The organism is Rubrivirga sp. SAORIC476 (assembly GCF_002283555.1).
In the GTDB taxonomy this organism is placed as follows: domain Bacteria; phylum Bacteroidota; class Rhodothermia; order Rhodothermales; family Rubricoccaceae; genus Rubrivirga.
Map to the genome: position 1 here is coordinate 299,475 of NZ_MVOI01000006.1, position 17,093 is coordinate 316,567.

General features: G+C 70.4%; 16 protein-coding genes and 1 pseudogene. 10 read left to right on the forward strand and 7 right to left on the reverse strand.

Annotated elements, in window-relative coordinates; genetic code table 11:
• Nucleotides 1-168 precede the first annotated feature (168 nt).
• Nucleotides 169-300, forward strand: a pseudogene (locus B1759_RS20535) (DUF2256 domain-containing protein); the annotation flags it as partial.
• A gap of 19 nt (nt 301-319) precedes the next feature.
• Here the strand turns inward: B1759_RS20535 and B1759_RS12800 are convergent.
• The 3 genes from B1759_RS12800 to recO all read right to left on the reverse strand — a co-directional run bounded on the left by B1759_RS12800 (nt 320) and on the right by recO (nt 2,481).
• The gene (locus B1759_RS12800; protein WP_095515461.1) at nt 320-898 is read right to left on the reverse strand and encodes a hypothetical protein; all 579 of its coding nucleotides are present in this window, start codon (nt 896-898) and stop codon (nt 320-322) included.
• A gap of 75 nt (nt 899-973) precedes the next feature.
• Nucleotides 974-1,564 carry a LexA family transcriptional regulator gene (locus B1759_RS12805; RefSeq protein ID WP_095515462.1) on the reverse strand — a complete coding sequence of 197 codons (591 nt, stop codon included), beginning with the start codon at nt 1,562-1,564 and terminating at the stop codon, nt 974-976.
• 122 nt (nt 1,565-1,686) lie between these two features.
• Nucleotides 1,687-2,481 (reverse strand): DNA repair protein RecO, encoded by a 795-nt coding sequence (gene recO / locus B1759_RS12810; protein ID WP_095515463.1) that lies wholly within the window; start codon nt 2,479-2,481, stop codon nt 1,687-1,689.
• A 104-nt stretch (nt 2,482-2,585) separates the two neighbouring features.
• Here recO and B1759_RS12815 point away from each other — a divergent pair, with 104 nt between their 5' ends.
• Nucleotides 2,586-3,134: a helix-hairpin-helix domain-containing protein gene (locus B1759_RS12815; protein ID WP_198948860.1), complete on the forward strand. Its 549-nt coding sequence runs from the start codon at nt 2,586-2,588 to the stop codon at nt 3,132-3,134.
• A 4-nt stretch (nt 3,135-3,138) separates the two neighbouring features.
• Here B1759_RS12815 and B1759_RS12820 read toward each other — a convergent pair whose 3' ends face one another.
• Nucleotides 3,139-3,339, reverse strand: coding sequence for a hypothetical protein (locus B1759_RS12820; RefSeq protein WP_095515465.1), 201 nt, complete (start codon nt 3,337-3,339; stop codon nt 3,139-3,141).
• Nucleotides 3,340-3,378: 39 nt separating this feature from the next.
• On the opposite strand from B1759_RS12820, the gene B1759_RS12825 reads away from it, so the two are divergent.
• From B1759_RS12825 to B1759_RS12860, 8 genes are all read left to right on the forward strand, one after another.
• Nucleotides 3,379-3,855 (forward strand): NUDIX domain-containing protein, encoded by a 477-nt coding sequence (locus B1759_RS12825; RefSeq protein ID WP_095515466.1) that lies wholly within the window; start codon nt 3,379-3,381, stop codon nt 3,853-3,855.
• 116 nt (nt 3,856-3,971) lie between these two features.
• Entirely contained in the window at nt 3,972-4,442 is a 471-nt protein-coding gene (locus B1759_RS12830; RefSeq protein WP_143537380.1) for a hypothetical protein, read from the forward strand.
• Between the two features lie 310 nt (nt 4,443-4,752).
• Complete coding sequence (locus B1759_RS12835; RefSeq protein WP_095515468.1) at nt 4,753-5,064, forward strand: hypothetical protein; 312 nt, start codon at nt 4,753-4,755, stop codon at nt 5,062-5,064.
• Nucleotides 5,065-5,294: 230 nt separating this feature from the next.
• On the forward strand, nt 5,295-5,870 hold the full coding sequence (locus B1759_RS20010) for a hypothetical protein (protein ID WP_095515469.1): 576 nt from the start codon (nt 5,295-5,297) through the stop codon (nt 5,868-5,870).
• A gap of 7 nt (nt 5,871-5,877) precedes the next feature.
• The gene (locus tag B1759_RS12845; RefSeq protein WP_198948862.1) at nt 5,878-6,321 is read left to right on the forward strand and encodes a LytR C-terminal domain-containing protein; all 444 of its coding nucleotides are present in this window, start codon (nt 5,878-5,880) and stop codon (nt 6,319-6,321) included.
• Nucleotides 6,322-6,347: 26 nt separating this feature from the next.
• Complete coding sequence (gene rsfS, locus B1759_RS12850; RefSeq protein WP_095515471.1) at nt 6,348-6,869, forward strand: ribosome silencing factor; 522 nt, start codon at nt 6,348-6,350, stop codon at nt 6,867-6,869.
• Nucleotides 6,869-7,381: a hypothetical protein gene (locus B1759_RS12855; RefSeq protein WP_198948864.1), complete on the forward strand. Its 513-nt coding sequence runs from the start codon at nt 6,869-6,871 to the stop codon at nt 7,379-7,381. The genes rsfS and B1759_RS12855 overlap by 1 nt, the downstream gene beginning before the upstream one ends.
• Nucleotides 7,371-7,766 (forward strand): DUF423 domain-containing protein, encoded by a 396-nt coding sequence (locus tag B1759_RS12860; RefSeq protein ID WP_095515472.1) that lies wholly within the window; start codon nt 7,371-7,373, stop codon nt 7,764-7,766. The genes B1759_RS12855 and B1759_RS12860 overlap by 11 nt, the downstream gene beginning before the upstream one ends.
• Before the next feature lie 123 nt (nt 7,767-7,889).
• Here the strand turns inward: B1759_RS12860 and B1759_RS12865 are convergent, their stop codons facing one another.
• The 3 genes from B1759_RS12865 to sprA all read right to left on the reverse strand — a co-directional run bounded on the left by B1759_RS12865 (nt 7,890) and on the right by sprA (nt 16,878).
• Nucleotides 7,890-8,246 (reverse strand): hypothetical protein, encoded by a 357-nt coding sequence (locus tag B1759_RS12865; RefSeq protein ID WP_095515473.1) that lies wholly within the window; start codon nt 8,244-8,246, stop codon nt 7,890-7,892.
• A gap of 99 nt (nt 8,247-8,345) precedes the next feature.
• Nucleotides 8,346-9,065, reverse strand: coding sequence for a lipoyl(octanoyl) transferase LipB (lipB, locus tag B1759_RS12870; protein WP_095515474.1), 720 nt, complete (start codon nt 9,063-9,065; stop codon nt 8,346-8,348).
• A 67-nt stretch (nt 9,066-9,132) separates the two neighbouring features.
• Nucleotides 9,133-16,878 (reverse strand): cell surface protein SprA, encoded by a 7,746-nt coding sequence (gene sprA / locus B1759_RS12875; protein WP_158225245.1) that lies wholly within the window; start codon nt 16,876-16,878, stop codon nt 9,133-9,135.
• Nucleotides 16,879-17,093: the final 215 nt, after the last annotated feature.

The following is a 17,093-nucleotide window of genomic DNA, read 5'->3' on the forward strand; positions in this document are numbered from 1 at the left end:
GAGGAGTGAGGAGTGAGGTCGCCACGGCCATGAAAAGTTCCACTCCGTCTCCGACTCCGCCCACCTCGGTGCCGAGGCGGGTGCACCTTGGCTCTCCGCGCTCTCCGCGCTCTCCGCGCTCTCCGCGCTCTCCGCGCTCTCCGCGCTCTCCGCGCTCTCCGCGCCCCAGTGGCCCATCGCAAGCCTCACCTTCCCACCAAGACGTGCCCCGTCTGCAGCCGTCCCTTCGCGTGGCGCAAGAAGTGGGCGCGCGACTGGGAGGCCGTCGTGTACTGCTCCGAGCGCTGCCGACGCAGCAAGTCGTCGGCAGGCGGGCCGTCTACTGGCGACGGAGCGAGAACTCGTCTTGGTTCGACGGGCTGAGAGTGATCGTGAAGTCGCTCTCGTAGTCCTCGAACACCTCGAAGGTGTAGCCGTGAATGATCTGGGTCGCCTCCAGGCGTGCCCGGTCGCCGACGACGGTGAACGTCCAGAGGTCCTTCGGGAAGATGCCCAACTCCTCGGCCTGCGGCAGGTCGAGCTCCAGCGTGGGGCGGCCGTAGGTGCCGTAGACGGGCCACGTCTGCACGAGGTCGTCGTCCCAGATCGCCGTCCGCTCGATGATGGTCTGGTTGCCGTCCTCGTCGTCGCGGGGCTCGCGGAGCGTGAACGTGCCGGTGTTGTACTGGTAGAGGTAGCCGAGAACGAGGCCGTCCTCGTCTTCGGTCAGTTCGAACTCGTAGCGGGTCTCGTAGTCGGTGAGCACCCGGAAGTTCTGACCCGCCATGAGCGTGTCGATCTGGAACTCGGCCGTGCCGGCCCAGACGCCGGACGTGGCGCTGGTGGACGAGCCACTCGAGTCGCAGGCAGAGAGACCGAGCAGGACCGTGGCGGCGAGGAGGACGCGGAGGGCAGTCATAGGAGGGGGCGAGCGGACATCCCCACGGATATCGGCTCCCTCCGAGCGGGCCTTAATCCCGGCGCCCGACTTCTGCTACGCCTCGGTCTGCGGACGCCGCGGGGCGCGGACGATGCCGTACGGACCCGCGTGCCCGGCGTAGCGGCCGAGTACCTGCGGCTCCACCGTCGGCTCGTCACACTCGACGTCGCCGTCGGTGCCGACGGTGCCGAGGGACAGGCGGCCGCCGTCCATCACCACGACAGTCTCGCCCTCGGGCGCCTCGTCATCGGAGACGAACACGTAGCGGGCATCTCCGAGCTCCGACGTGCGGGCAGTGTCGTCCTCGATTTCCAGGGCGTGGAGGCCCGAGAAGTCCGGGAAGAGCGTCGTCAGCGAGAGCCGGTCCGAGGGGGACGGCTCGATGCGCCCGTCGCGAAAGGCCCCCTTGACGCGGATCGACCCGTCCCGCGAGGTCGACTCCACGAGCGCGTAGCCGTTTCGGTCGCGCTGGAGAAACCCCTTTCGTGAGAGCGCCTGCAGGTTCTGCGTGACCGAGTTGGGCGACCGGTAAGCGAAGTGGTCGGCGATTTCGCGGTAGGTCGGCCAGACCTTGTGCGTCTCGACGTGCTCGCGCAGGTATTCGAGGAAAGAGTGCTGCTTCTGGGTCAGCTGTCGACGGCTCATGGAGGACCAGGGTGTCCGTCGCGAAGGTAGGGCACGCGTCCGTCACACACAACTCTGCACAGGTAGCCGATGGCGGAAGCCAGGCCGCCTCGCGAGGGGTGCAGGGCGGTTCCGTACGGAACTCAGGCCTCGTCCTGGCGCCCCAGTCCGGCATCGAGTTGGTCCGCCACCTGGCGAACGCGCTCCGGGTACGTGGACTCGGTGTGCACCCGCACGAAGGCGTCGACGAGGCCCTCCACCTCGCGGCGGACGTCTGGGGCGAGGCGCATGCGACCGGCGGTGGCGAGCGGCGTCCGCGCGAGCACGGCGAAGGCGCGGAGCGCGGCGCGGCTGGCCTCGATGCCACCGCTGGAAGACGACATCTCGTATGCGCCCGCCTCGGCCCCCGCCGGGATCACGGCACCGCTCTGGAGGAGCAACCGCCCGCCCTCGTCCCCGAGCGCCTCGACATCCTCCCGCCGGATGTCGGGCGCGAAGCCGAGCAGCGAGGCGAGATGAAGCTGAAACCAGGGCACGGCGTTGGCTGCGTTGGCGTCCGCCTCGTCGATGTGCTCCAGCGTCCGTACGACGAGGTCAAGCGCGAGCGGGTGGGCCTCGCCTTCCTCCACGAGCGAGCGCGTGACCTCGAGCACGCGGAGGCCCAGCGGAACGCGCTCGATCTCGGACGTGAGGCGCTTGAACCGGACCACGTGGGCGGTCTCCTTGAGCGTCTGTAGGCCACGCTGGGGCCGGTGGTAGTAGACCGCCTGGACGTACGAAAGAGGCTGGAGCGTCGAGCCGAAGGCGCTCGTCGGACGCCGCGCGCCCCGTGCGAGCACGCCGATGACGCCATGAGGGCGCGTCAGCAGCCGGACGATGCGGCTGGTCTCGCCGTAGTCGAAGGCGTGGAGGACGATGGCGTCGGTGCGGACGATCATGCCCGACGTACGCTCGCCGGTCGGCGCGGTGCCGCGAGCGGGGCAGAGGTTACGTGTGGCGGTGTCGCGGGTCTATGGGGACTCTCGCAGACTTTCTTCCTGCCATGCGCTGGCTCTACCGCCTCCGGACGCACGCGGGACTGAGCGGACCCGAAGGCACGGCGGCGCTCGTCCTGCTCCTCGCCTTGCTGGGGGGCACGGCCGCGCGTCACGTCCAGTCCTCCTCGGCGCCGGTCCCGGCTGACCTCTTCGCTGCTGCCGACGCCGCCTTCGCCACGGCCGCTGCGGACACGGCGTCGTTCACCCCTCGGGCCTTCGCTGCGCCGCTCACTGGCGCAGAAGAGGCTGCCGAGCCTCCCCCGAACGCCGCGCCAGAGGAGAGCGACTCGACGGCGTCCGAGATCGCCGAGGCCGTCGTCGAGCGCGCGGCGGCCCCGCGCCGCTCGGGCAAGCCCCCGCCCGCGCCGACCAACATCAACACGGCGTCCGCGGCGGAACTGCAGCGGTTGCCACGGATCGGTCCCGCGCTGGCCGGGCGAATTGTCGAGTACCGTCGCGTGAACGGACGCTTCCGGAGTGCCGAGCAGATCACCGAGGTGCGCGGCATCGGCGAGAAGACCCTGGAGAAGATGCGGCCGTGGATCCGGTTGTGATCCCTCAGCCGTCCGGCGTCGGCGGGTCAGGGGGCGTCGCCTTCCGGGCTGCCCGCGTCCGGTCCGCGACCGCGCGAGGCGTCCAGTCGTCCGCGATGCGCTCCTGGCGCTGGAGGAACCGGTAGACCGGGTACAGGAGCACGAACGCGAGCAGGATGAACCCGAAGAAGGTCCCGGCGATGACGAGGTAGATCTGACCGTCCATGGGGTGTGAACCGCGCCGAGGCGGTTCCGTTCTCCCGCCATGCCCGTCCTCTCGATCCACGCCGTCGATGTGTACCCGTACCGCCGTACCCCGGCGGGGGAGACCGAGTGGCTCGTGGCTCGGCGGGCCGCCGGGCACGCCTACGCAGGTACCTGGCGCATGATCGGCGGGAAGGTGGACGCAGGGGAGGCTGCCTGGGAGACCGCACTCCGCGAACTGGCCGAGGAGACCGGCTGGCATCCCGGGGGCGGGCTCCTCACGATGTGGACGCTTCCGTCCGTCAACGCCCACTACGACTGGGTTGCAGATCGGGTCGTGCTCGCGCCCGCCTTCGCGGCCGAGGTCAAGGGTGAGCCCGTCCTGGACGAGGAACACGATGCCGCGGCGTGGCTTCCTGTCGAGGCGGCCGCGCGGCGTCTCGCCTGGCCTGAGCAGGCCCGCCTGCTCCGCCTCGCCGCGTCGCTGGCCGGAGCGGAGCGCCCTGCCACCTGGACGGTCCCTGTCGACGGGAGGTGAGGTCAGGAATGTCCGTATAAGGCCGTGAAATGCAGGTGAGTGGCGATCCTGTGCGTCGGTAGCGGGTTAGGGAGACAAAGGGCTTCTTGCCCCTCTCTCTCCTTACCCGCCCTGCTATGACCTCCCGTCTTCCCCTTCTTGCACTCGTGCTCGCGTTGCCCTTCTCGGCGTGCGAGTCCACCCCCGACGAGCCTGTCGTCGAGGACACGGCCGTCGTCGAGACCGTCGACCCCATGCCGGCTGACACCATGGCCGCCCCGGCGACCGACGTGACCGCCGAAGGCACCGTCGAGGCGGTGCAGGCAGCCGGTGGCCTGACGTCGCTTCCGGGCGAGGCCGCCATCAGCAACATCGACGGCTGGATCGCCCAGCTCGACGGCAACCCGGACTTCGCGCCAGTCGTCGAGGATCTCCAGCTCCTCCGTGGTCAGCTCCAGGAGTCGCCCATCGACGGTGCGGCCGTCGGCGCGACGCTCCAGCGCCTCGGTGAGGCCACGTCAGCCGCGGCTGGCGACAACGCGTCTCTCCAGACGCTCGGCTCGGCCCTGACGGAAGGAGGCAACGCCCTCACTGGGGGGGCGATGTAGTTTCGCGCAGAGACCATTCGAGGCCGTCGGCTCTCCCGTTTGGATGAGCTGGCGGCCTTTTGTCTGTGATACAGGACGGGTCCACAGTCTTCACAGAGCGGTCGAAAACAGTCCTCAGAGGGCCACAGGGCCGAATAAGGTGCTCGGGGAGGCGTCATTCTGGAGGCTGTGTCTGAAAAATTGGACGCCGTTGTCCAGCAATGTGGGCAACTACCGGGCGGTGGCGCCGTTGTAGCAGCACTCGTCACCTCGGTGCGCGAGTCCCGGCGATCGCTCCCGGGTCCCCTGTATCACACCACCCCCTACTACCATGACGAAGCGTATTGCGCTGTTCGCGCTCGCTCTCTCGCTCCCCATCGCCGCCTGCGGCGATGATACGGACACCTACCAGACCGACGACGCCATCGAGGCCGATGCCGAGATGATGGGCGCCGAGGCCGACGCCGCCATCGACGAGATGGGTGCCGAGACCGACGCCGCCATCGACGAGATGGGCGCCGAGGCTGATGCGGCCATCGACGAGATGGGTGCCGAGGCCGACCAGGCTGGCGAGGCGATCGAGGACCAGGTCAACGAGACCGCCGGTGACGTCGAGGAGGCCACCGACGACGACGGCATGTAATCGGCTCGGGGCTCCGGCCCCGGATCCGTTGCCAGCGGGGCGATCTCCTTCGGGAGGTCGCCCCGCGCTGCGTTCGGGCCCCGCGGGCTCTATTTGGTCGGCCAGGCACCACCCGGCAGGACGCCGCGTTGGGTCCCTGGCGGCTCCGTGGTCTCTGCGGATGGCCCCCACCTCTGGTTGACTCCTGTTCCGGCGCAGTCTATCCTGCCCGATCCGCCCCGACCGTCTCGATGCGCACGCTCGCCCTCGCCGCTCTCCTCGCTTTCGCCGTGCCCGTCCGCGCTCAGCGCGCGGCCGATGTGCCCGTTCGCTCAGCGCCGGTGGTGCTGTCTGAGACGCCCAGTGCTCTCGGCCTGGGTCAGTTGTTCAACGCCCAGACGCTGAAGTTCAGCCAGTCCTACGAGGCGTCGTACAGCGGTGGGGCGGGCGGCTCCATCGGCCTCGGCGTGTACACGGCCTCGCTCCGGTGGCAGCCGACCCAGAACCTGGCCGGGCGCGTGGACGTGGGCGTGATGCACAGCCCGTTCGGTTCGTCCGAGATCCAGGGCGGCCTCGGGCTTGACGGCGCCAGCGACACGCGTGTCTTCCTCCGCAACGCGGAACTCGCGTACCGGCCGACGGAGAACGCCATGATCCACCTCAGCGTCCAGCAGAGCCCGTACGGGAGCTACGCCTCGCCGTACGGCACGTCCGGGTATGGCTATGGGGCGCGTAGCTACGGCCTGTACGGCGGCGGTGGCACCGGCTTCAGCACGGGATTCAGCGTCGGCTCCGGAGACGACCTCTTCTTCCGCGACGCCGAGTAGCGATCTCTTGTCCGGCTCCCGCCTGAGCGACGGCCTTCTCAACGCGGCCCTCCTGGTGGGCGGGCTCGCGGTGCTCGTGCTCCTCTACGGCTTCGTCACGCGGACGTTTACGCCGCGGACGGTACCCGAGCGCACCGCCGCCGAGGACCACTCGCGCATCCAGGTGGAGGTCCGCAACGCGGCCGGCGTCGATGGGCTCGCGGCCGGGGTGACGGCCCACCTCCGCCGTCGGGGGTTCGACGTGGTCGATATCGGCAATGCGCCCGCGCGGGACACCACGACGGTGGTCGTGCGTTCGGGCACCGCCCTCGACGCTCGCTACGTGGCCCAGGCCCTCGGCCTCGGCGCAGAGCGTGTCGACACCGGAGGGCCGACCACCGACTACTCTCTCGACGTGACCGTGTACGTCGGCGCCGACTACCGCGCGCTGGCCTCGTACGATTCCGACTGACCTTTTCTCTGATCTCGACCGACTCCATGTCTGCCTCTGCCTCCCAGTCTCAACGCGCTCCCCGCTCCGGCCCCACCCCCGGCCGTGAGCTGGCCCGCATCGCGCTCGACGCAGCCCTCGACAAGCGTGCCCGCGACGTGACCGTGATGGACCTGCGCGGCATCTCCGGCGAGGTCGACTATTTCGTGATCGCGACCGGCGAGTCGGACCTTCAGATCCGCGCCATCGTGGACGGCGTCGTGGACGCGATCCGCAAGCAGGCGGGCGAGCGGCCCGTGGCGCGCGACGGCCAGCCCGGCACGAGCCGCTGGATCGTGCTCGACTACTTCGACCTCGCCGTCCACGTCTTCGACCCCGAGCTGCGGGCGCACTACGACCTGGAGCGCCTCTGGGGCGACGCACCCACCGAGACCGTCACCGACGAACAGCCCGAGGCGAAGCTCCTCGCTGGCGACGCGCCGTCGTCGCTGACGCCGCCGCCGAGCCGGGCCGCCGAGGCGGCGCCGGTCGCGGACGATGAGGCGGCTCCGGACGACGAGGCCGAGTGATGCGCGCGCTCTTCCTGGCCGTATTCGCCCTCGTGCTGGCCGCCTGCGGCGGATCGTCGGGGGCAGCGGATGGCCCTGACCGCGACCGCTTCGGCTATCGTGTCGGGAGCGACCCGAACCGCGAGACGATGCTGATCCGGCCGCTCTCGGACAGCACGCGCTACCTCGTCTACCCGGCCGTCGTGGATTCCATCGCGGTCCGCCCTGCGGGACGCCCGCTACCGGGCGACGGCGTCGCGGTGGAGGTGCTCGTCCAGGGCGCGCTTCCCGACGCGTGCGCGGAACTGACCGACGTCACGCAGAGCCGCGACAGTCAGTTCGTGACCGTCGACCTGACGATGCGCCAGCCGCGCGAGACGGTCTGCGCGGCCGTCGTCCGGCCGTTCCGGTTCTATCTGATGCTGGATGGGTCGTACCCGGCGGGCAGCTACCTGCTTCGCCTCAACGGCAAGACAGTCCCGTTCCAGGTGCTCCCGGCGCGGACGGTCGAGGGCGGCTCCGATGCGGGCTGAGCCCGGCCTCCGGCTGGCAGCCGTGGCGGCCGTCCTCGGCGGCCTCGCGGTCGCGCTCGGTGCCTTCGGCACCCACGGCCTCGCCGACGCCGTGACGCCGGAGCGGCTGACGACGTGGCGGACGAGTGCGCAGTATCACCTCGTCCACGCGCTCGCGGCGGTCGGTGCGGGCGTGTTCGCAGGGCGTCGCGGCTCGGCGGTGGCGCTCTGGGCCGCCCGACTGTTCGTGGCGGGCGTGGTCCTGTTCTCAGGGAGTCTCTACGCGCTCGTCCTGCTCGACCTCGGTGTGCTCGGCGCTGTCGCGCCACTCGGTGGCCTCGCGTTCATGGCGGGCTGGGCAGCGCTCGCGCTCGCGCTGTGGCGCGAAGGGACCGCGGTCGACTAGACGGCCGACCGCCGGCCCGCAGGATCCGGTCGGGCCGCCGCCGAGACGGACACCGCCCACCCCAGCAACGTGCCGAGGTGGGCGGGATCGAAATCGGTGCGGTCGTCTCCGCAGTCCGGAGCGCTAGGCCGTGTCCTCGTCGAAGAGGATCATGAAGCTGGGGCCGAGGTTGTGCTCGCGGGCGAGCGTCATGAGCACCTCTGCGGCGGCCTCGGGCGTCTCGTAGGTACCGTACTCCTGACCATCGACGGCCAGGGCGTAGTCCACCTCGCCATCCTCGTCGGCGTCGAGCTCCTCCCACTCGACGGCCTCCTCGATGAGGTAGATGTCGCGGTCGGGGTCGTAGGACGCGAGGTAGCGCTCGCGAACGCTCTCCTTGTCGATGAGGCTGACGTTGCCGAGCGCGCCGTACTCTTCATCGTAGAAGAGGGCCTCGGCGAGGAGCTGGCGGGCGAATTGGTCGACGTTGAAGGGAGGCATGGGCACGCGGTTGAAAGAGGGGATGGGGAACGTACGCAGCCGCCCCGCGAAGTTGCCCGGCAGGGCGAATCTCCGCAGGGAACGGGGAAACAGGCGGTCTCAGGCGTCGCTCAGCGCCAGCCCCAGCCGGTCCCCGAGGTGGACCAGCAGCCGGTCAGCGACGGCGTCGAAGGTCGCCGGGCGGTCGGACTCGCGGGCGAGTGAGGTCACGCCTCGGTCGTCGATGCCGCAGGGCACGATCCGGTCAAACCACCCCAGGTCGGTCGTCACGTTGAGGGCCAGTCCGTGCATGGTCACCCAGCGACTGCAGCGGACGCCCATCGCGCACACCTTCCGCTCGTCGCCGCGGGCGTCGGGGCCGACCCAGACGCCGGTACGCCCGGCTACCCGGTCGGCTGTGACCTCCCACTCGGCGCACGTCCGGATGACGGCCTCTTCCAGTTCGCGCAGGTAGCGGTGCAGGTCGTGGAGCGACTCGCCCTCGGGCGTGTAGAGCCGGTCCAGGTCGAGGATCGGGTACACCACCACCTGCCCCGGACCGTGGAACGTGATGTCGCCGCCGCGGTCGACCGGTACGAAGGTGGCGCCGAGGAGGTCCAACTCGGCCTCGCTGGCGAGCAGGTTAGCCGCGTCGCCGCTCTTGCCCAGCGTGTACACGGGCGGGTGTTCCACGACCAGGACGGCGTGCGGGAGGGCCCGCGGCGGGTCGGCACGCTTGGCCGCTACGAGCTCATCCTGGAGCCGCTGCTGGAGGGCCCACGCTTCGCGGTACGGCATCCGCCCGAGACGGTGGAGAACAGCGGGTTGGGGCAGACGCATCGGGGGCAGCGAGCCCGGCGGGTCCCGACGAGTCCTGGGCGGACCGCCTCGACCCGTCGGAGGGCGCCTAGTTCGAGAACAGAATCCGCAGGCTGACGCCGCCGGTGAACCGGTTGGTCGTCCCGGCGACCTCGGAGGTCGTCTGCTCGTACTGTGCGATCAGGTTGGCCGTGACCTGGCTGGAGACGGTGTAGCTGATCTGCGGCGAGAGCTGGAAGCGAGACGTGAGGGTCGGGGTCTGGATTGCGAGGTCTCTCCCCTGGAGGAGGTTGAGGACATCCACCTGGAGCGGCAGCCCCGTGAAGGTCTCGTCGTCCGCGATGAGCGCCGTCAGCTGGAGGCGGATCTGGTTGTTGACGCCGCGGAGGCCGAAGAGCCGGAGCCCGGTCCGGGCGTACGACAGGTCCACGCGGAGGTCGCGGGAGGTGCGCTTGAAGACCGAGGCGGACGGCGTCGAGAGCGTGTAGAGCGACGTCCGGTTGGTGGAGAGGCTCGCCTGGATGTTGCGCTTGAAGCCGAAGGACATGCCGACGAGCGGCTGGAAGCGCTCGTTGACGGTCACCGAGGTCGCCTCGTCGTACCCGCTCTCCGAGAGGGCCGCGGCGCCCGCGTAGAGGTCGCCGCCCAACTCCGACGGGAGCTGGATCAGGCGGGCGTCCGGGTCGAAGATGGTCGCGAAGCCCGTCTGCGAGGTCGCCGAGTAGCCGTGCTGGAGGCTCACCTGGTTGGCGATCTTCCGGATGAGCGGCAGCCGCTCCAGGCCCGAGTACGTGACGTTCCAGTTGGGCAGCGGAATCGGAAAGAGCCCGTTCGGCCCGAACGCGCCAAAGCCGCGCCCCAGCTCCGCGGCGAAGTCGTCGGCGTAGCCGGTCGGGGAGAGGAATTCCGACACGATGATGCCGTCGGCGTTGGGCGTCGCGTTGGCGTCGTAGCGCTCCGCGTGGCGCGCGACGATGGCATCGTAACTGCCGCCGAACGCGAACACCGTCGACTCGCCCTGGCCCGACCGCCGCCCGACCGAGCGGATCGGGTCGCCGCCGCCCTCGGGGATCTGGAAGTCGATCTCCTCGGTCGCGCCCCAGGCGGTGCGGAGGCTCAGCCCGACCGAGAGGCCGCGGAAGGGCGACAGCTGCGTCCGCACGTCCACGTCGTGGTTGGCGCCGAGCAGGTCCGAGAAGGTGTTGAAGGCCGCGTCGTTGGCGATGCGCTGGTCGATGCCGATCTCGCGCGAGAGCCCCAGCCGGTAGCCCAGCGACGGCGCAGCGCCGGTGAGGCCGGAGAGCAGGCTGTAGGCCTGCCCGTCGAGGCCGCCCGTGGCCGTCGTGGACGCCCCCCGGTAGGTGACGGTGATGTCGTCGATGCCGGTCGCGGCGACGAACACGCGCCGGGCGAGACGGGCCGGGTCGAAGCCGCTCGACGAGTCGGACGCCGCCGCGGGCCGCTCCCAGGAGCGGTAGAAGGGGAAGAGCCGCCAGAACGTCCGCGGCGCGATCCGGAGCGAACTCTGAACGGAGGCCGAGGCGCCCGCGGAGGCCACCTCCAAGTCGGGCGCCGCCGCACTCGGCTGATCGCGCCACTGGTAGTTGGTGGACACGCTGATCGGCTGGAGCTGCAGCCACGAGAGCCACTTCTGCTTCGCGATGTTGACCCGTAGCGAGGCCGTCGCCTGCTGCGTGTACTGGCGCGTCCGGAGCTGGCCGTTGAACACGTTGCTCAGCGCCTCGCCGAGGGGGAGGATCTGGAGGTCCGAGCCGCCGAGGATCTCGACGCGGTCGCTCGGGAACGGGTCCCCGTCGTTGAAGCCGTCCAACTCGGCGACGAGGTCGCGGTAGACGATGCTCGTGTCGGAGCGTGCGCCCGCCGGGCTGAGGTCGTAGACGCGGGCGAAGCCGCCGTCGCGCTCGCGGACGAGCACCCGGAACTGCTCGCGCTGGCCTGCCTCACCGAGATCCTGGTCGGTGTCCGACCCGAACGACATCTGGAGGAACGGGAAGGGCGTGTACTGGAGGTTCATCTGGCGGCCGTGCTCGAAGCGCTGCGAGCGCCGCGTGAGGGCCCGGAAGGCGCTGATGGAGTCCGGCTCCGAGAGGAACTCACTGCCGAGGCGCTGCTGCGTCGCCGAGAGGCTCCGCTGGGCGTCGGTCGCCAGCGTCAGGTTGGACGGCAGCAGGTTCAGCCGCAGCCCGCCGATGGCCCGCCCCAGCAGCGGCACCGACCGCGTGAACCAGAACGGCTTCACCGCCAGCGGGTCCGGCACCGTGACGCGGTAGTTGAGCGTGCCCGTCCACCCGTCCGACTCGTTGAGGCTGCTCGACGGGTTGGTGCTGCTCTGCATCGAGCGCGAGTAGGACGCCGAGAGGCCGTCGACGGTGTAGCGCAGCCAGGGCGAGCGGCTGCCGTTCTTCGACACCTGCACGCGGACGCTCTGGGACGCCGTTTGGGTGCGCGCCCGCTCCAGGATGGCGTCCGCCCGGAGGTCGGGGGGGAGCGCGGTGCTGCCCTCGACCACCTCCGCCTCGCGCGCCTGCTGGACGAGGTCGTCCAGGCGGACGTCGCCGTTGTCGGGGTCGAAGCGCGGCGTCGAGCCGTTCTGCGTCAGCGAGTACGAGAGCGGGATCGACCACCCGAAGCGCTCCGGCAGCAGCTTGTGGGCGTTGAACGAGGACGACAGGGTGAAGGCGGTCTGCTGGGCGAAGTTGCGCCCGCCGAGCGCGCCGCCGAGCTCGCCAAAGCCGTCGTCGGTGAAGCTGACCCGTGCGTTCAGCGACGCCACGTCCGCCAGCGCAACCGTCGCCGTCAGGAAGCCGCTCGCGCCGCCGCCTTCGTCGTAGCCGGTCACTCGGAGCTCGTTGAACCAGATCGAGACCGTGTCCACGACGGCCGCCCCGCCGGGGCCGTTGCGGACGCCCAGGACCACCGTCCGGATGTCCTGGATCGAGGGCTGGCCGCGCACGGTGATCGTGGCGCCCGGCGGCGCGCCCTCGGGGTCGCTCAGCGTGAACCGCTCGTCGAGCGGTCGGCCGCTCCGGTCTCGCTCCAGCTTGGCCCGGTTCAGCTCCGAGAGGACCACGTTGATGGGGTTCAGGTCCACCCGCTCGCCGCCCACCATCACGTTCGTCTGCCAGAGGCTGTCCGACTTGGCGCAGTTGAAGGGCTGGTCGATGGGGCAGTCGCCCGGCACCAGCGCGAGGTCCTGCGGGTCGAACGGGTAGACCGGCTGCTCGATCTCGTAGTAGTTCTCCGTCTCGTCGTCGCCGAAGCGGAGGAAGACGCGCATCGAGTCGCTACGCGCGAAGCCGTCGCCGTGGATGGCCGTGCGCAGGTTGGAGTACTTGGTCAGGTCCAGCGGGCGGGTCGCGTAGGAGCGCGCCAGCGCGGCGCGGCGGCCGTCGGAGAGGCCCTCGGCGCGGAAGACGAGCGCCTGCTCGCGGGTCGCGCGGATGCTGCCGCTCTGCGTCCGAGCCGTGTTCTGGATGGTCCCCTTGGGGATGGCGTAGATGGACGCGTTCTCCTCATTGTTGACCGACTCGATGAACAGCATCGGGTCCAGGCCGCCGCTCGCCGCAGGGTCGTCCTGGGTGCCCTCCTGCACGAAGCCGATCTCCTCGGACTTGAGCCACTGGCTGCCGACGAGCTCGAACGACGCGATCCGGAGCGTCGCCGGGCGGTCGTGGCCGGTCGTCCAGAGGCGGACGGCCTCGACGCGCGAGAAGTCATCCTCGGCGATGCCGCCGATCTCGGTCTTGTTCTGGGTGCGGACCGGGATCCGGAGCAGGTACCACGTCTGGGTCTGGTTGAGGCTGTTGGTCGTCGAGAGGGTATTGAGGAAGAATGGGCTGGCGGCGATGCCGGCGGCGTCCAGCGGAATCTCGTAGCGGTGGAAGGACTCCGCCTGGTCGAGGGTGTTGTTGTTGTTGATGTCCTCGGTGTTGGGCTGCACCGAGACGCCGCGGCCGTCGGCGAGGAGCCGCTGCTGGGCGACGGCCGAGTTCAGCTCGTAGGCCGGGTAGTAGTGCGCGTACCGCTCCTGGACCGAGGCGCCATTGGTGCCGGGGTAGCGCAGCTGGTCGTTGAAGCGGTTGTCGGCGAAGTTGTAGTAGTCGTCGGCGGCGGGGTCCTGCGCGGCGCGGCGCTGCTCGGGCGAGTCCACCGCCAGCGCGTCGAGGAACGGCCGGAACTGGTCCACCTCGGTGATCGCGTAGGGGAAGGTGGGAAACAGCTCATTGGTGGAGGGCAGGCCGTCCAAGCCGAGGTCCTCGGTGCGCTCGGTCTCGTCGAAGAAGTCGACGAAGCCATTGGTGCGGCCGGTCGGCCGGCGGCTCCACGCGTCGACCTCGCCCGCGACGGGTGCGTCGCCGTTCTGGAGGCCGTCCTCGGAGTTGAGGAAGCCGTTCGGCAGCACATCCTCGTTGAGGCGCCCGAGGTCGAGGTAGAGGCGCGCGCCCTCGGCGATGGGCTCGGTGCCGTTGCGCCCGCCGAGCGGCGACACGAGCAGCTCCACGAACTCGATGTTGTTCTGCCCGTCGAAGTTGGAGTAGGAGCTCTCGATGGAGCGGATGAAGCCGCCCCACACGTCCTCCGGCTGCTGCACGAACTCGCCGCCGGTGACCGTCCGGTTGAAGTTGTACGGCCCGCGGCGGGTCGGGTCGAAGTAGAGGTCCAGCAGGTCCAGCGGCAGGTCCTCCTCGCGAGACGAGGTGTAGGGCCGCTCGGGGAAGAGCTCGACGGCCGGGATGGGCTCGGTCGCCGGCGACAGGATCTGGTTGAAGCCGCGGTACACCGACTCCGTGAGGGTGTACCAGGTGAAGAGGCCGCGCCAGTTGGAGCGGAGGATGGGGTCGGTGACATCGGCCTCCTGGGCGGCGCCGTCGCGGCTGCCCTCCGGCCCGGCGTCCTCCGGCGGGGCCGCGATGCGCCAGCCGTCGGTGAAGCGGAGCGCCGTGTAGGCGTTCTCCGAGCCCTCGAAGTCGTCGACGTAGCTGACGCCGGACTGCTCGTCCTCGGCGAAGTCGAGGCCCTGGTCGCGGAGGGCGTCGCGGGTGCGGTCGTAGGCGAACGTCTGCGGGTGGCCGGGGTTGAGGCGGGCCACCTCGCCGCGGAACTCGAGGCGCGACGGCGCGCGCGTCTGGATGAGCGGCAGCGCGTCGATGGCACGCGTCAGCCAGCGCGGCTCGGCGCGGAAGGCGCCGTCGAAGCCGACGATCGAGTTGTTGAGCGCCTCCTCGCCGACGCGGAACTTGTCGCCGAGGGGCCGCTCCGAAAGCCGCATCCAGGTGGCGCCGAGGCCGAAGTCCTCGCTCAGGCGGTAGTCCGCCCGGAGGCCGAGCAGCGTCTTGCTCCCGATCGAGAAGAACTTATTCTGCTCCACCGAGACGGCCACGCGCTGGCCCTCCAGCAGGTACTGCGGGTTGGTGATCTCGACCGTGCCCGCGGTGTAGTTGACGCGGTAGTCGGTGCCCTCGACCAGCTCCAGGTCGCCGGAGGTCACGCGCACCGTCCCCTCGACCAGCTGGAAGCCGATGTTGAACACCGACTGGGTGGCGCTCTTGAACTGACCCTCGACGCGGTAGTCGGACAGGCGCGGCAGGCGGCGCCGCGCGTTGTCGCTGGTGAGGTCGTAGAGCGACTCGCCCGCCTCGGTGCCGTCGGACAGCGTCGGGACGTACTTCGCGACCGCCTGGGCGGGCGTGAGCGACCCGGTGGAGACCACGATGCGGCCGTTGTCGCTCGGCGCGCCGATCGTGCCGACCGTCCAGCCCGTCTCGATCAGGTTGCGCAGGTAGTCACCGAAGGGCTGGCGGACGGGGAAGATGACGCGCCCATTGTCCGGGTTGACGGTCACGCCCGAGCTGAAGTCGAAGACGTCGTCCGGGTTGGCGAGACCTTGCTCGTTGACGCGGTCGAGGCCGAGGACTTCGAGGAACGTCCGCTGCTCGAACGAGAGCTCGGCGGCCGGCGGCGTGGTGCCCGCGCTGCTGCCGGCAGGCTTGTACGTGATCCCCAGCTCGAACGTGGTCGGGTTGAGGCTCCGTCCGCCGACGCGGTAGATGTTGCGCATCGTCAGGTCCCAGAGCGGGTCGATGGGCGTGGCGCGGTCCGACCGGATCAGCTTCAGGATGGTGCGCGGGCCGGTCTGCGAGGTCGACTGCGCTGGGCGGCCGTAGTCGCCGACCGTGACGAGGCGTCCGTCGAGCGTCTCGTACTGGTAGGCGACCGCGATCAGGTCGCTGTCGGTGACCGAGGTCGCGAGCGAGATCCAGCCCAGCTGTGCGTCGAACGTGTAGTCGATGTTGGCGCGGAGGCGCCGGAAGACGTTGTTGGCGAAGGCGCCAGAGGCGGGCAACGGCCGCTCCAGGCCTGCGGTGATGGTCTCGACGGTGGCCGTGGCGCCGTTCACGCGGACCCCGTCCAGCACGGCGTCGGGATACTGGTCGAGCGCGGGGTTGGGCAGCGGCGCTGCCTCGTTGGCGTACTGGCCGGTCACCGGGTCGAACGCGCCCAGGTAGGCCTCGCCGCCGTCGAGCACGCTCGTCGGCTCGCCGAGGTCGGCCAGGGCGACCGCCCACGTCGTCTCGACGCCCTCCTGGGTCGAGTTGATCAGGCCCGGCTCGTGCTTCCACACCTCGATGCCGACGAACCGGCGGAAGCCGCCCTGGCCGGGGGCGCCCGGCGGCAGCTGCGGGTTCTGCGGGCGCTCGTGGGCGCGGTCCCACCAGTTGTGGAACGCGTAGCCGAGGAAGAGGTGCGTGTTGTCCTCGTACTCGTAGGGCGCCAGCGAGAACGTCTGGGCGTCGGCACCGCCCTCGAAGACGCGGTCGACGGTCTCGGCGTCCTGCTGGCTCGCGACCGCCGTCACGGCGAGCGGGCCGAACTGGAGGTCTGTCCGCAGGCCGAACAGACGCTGGCCGCCGCGGATGAGCGTCGCGGGCGTCTGGAGGAACACGTTGCCCGCCTCGATCCGCTGGATGATGTCGTCCTCGTAGCCGGTGTAGACGAGCGAGACCTGGTTCTCGAAGTCGAACTGGCTCTGGGTGTCGTAGTTGACGTTGATGGCCAGCTTGTCGCCGATGGTGCCCGCCACGTTGAGGTTGAGCTCCTGGCCGAAGTCGGGCGCGAAGGGGCTGCCGCCGCGGGCCAGCGCGTCCTGGAGGTCGTTGCGGTCGTACCGGACGCCCAGGTTCACGTTGGACGTGCCGTTGACCGTCAGCGCGACCTCGTTCTTGCCGAACAGCGTCCGGAACGCGCTCTGCTCGCCGCCGGGGATGTCGACGGCGAAGCCGAAGCCACTCCGGCGGGCCTGCTGGCGATCGGAGCGCTGGGCGGCGAGCGTCCGGAACTGATCGCCGAGCGCCTCGGTGCGGCGCGCGGCCAGGAACTCGGAGAGGGAGACTTCGGCCGGGGCTCGCACCTCGGTGTCGCCTACGCTCTCGCGGACGCGGTACACGTAGGCCGCCGAGTCGAGCGTCACGTCCCGCCGCCAGTACGTCCCCAGGCGACCGCGGATGCCGGGCCGGAACGGCGGCACGATGGACACCGACGAGCCGGTCCGGGCCGGCTGCTGGAAGTACGTGCGGGCCCGCAGCGTCGAGTCCACCTCGGTGGTGTCGGCGGCTAGGCTGTCCACGTCGATGGTGTCCGGCGCGGCCAGCCCGAAGCCGTCCGCGACGAAGTCCTCGGCCGTCGGGTCGATGAGGTCCGGGACGGCGACCGAGTCGGTGTCGGCGGCGGCGAGCCAGGGCCACGCGGCGGCGCCCGCCGTGGCCGTCCGGTCGGGCCGGGCGATCAGGACGAGAAGGCCGACGGCAGCGAGCACGCTGAGCGTGGCGGCACGGCGGCGAGAGAAGCGTGTCCGTGGGGACGACGGCGCGCGCAAATCGGGGGCGGGCTACGAGCAGACGCTGGGCGACCGCGGGGTCGCCGTCAGGGCGTCGGGGAAACGAACGGGCGTAGCGAACGCGGCGATAGGGCGCGGGCTGAGGCGGACGATAGAAGGGGCGCGCAGACGTGCGGACCGGCGGCCCTCCAGGG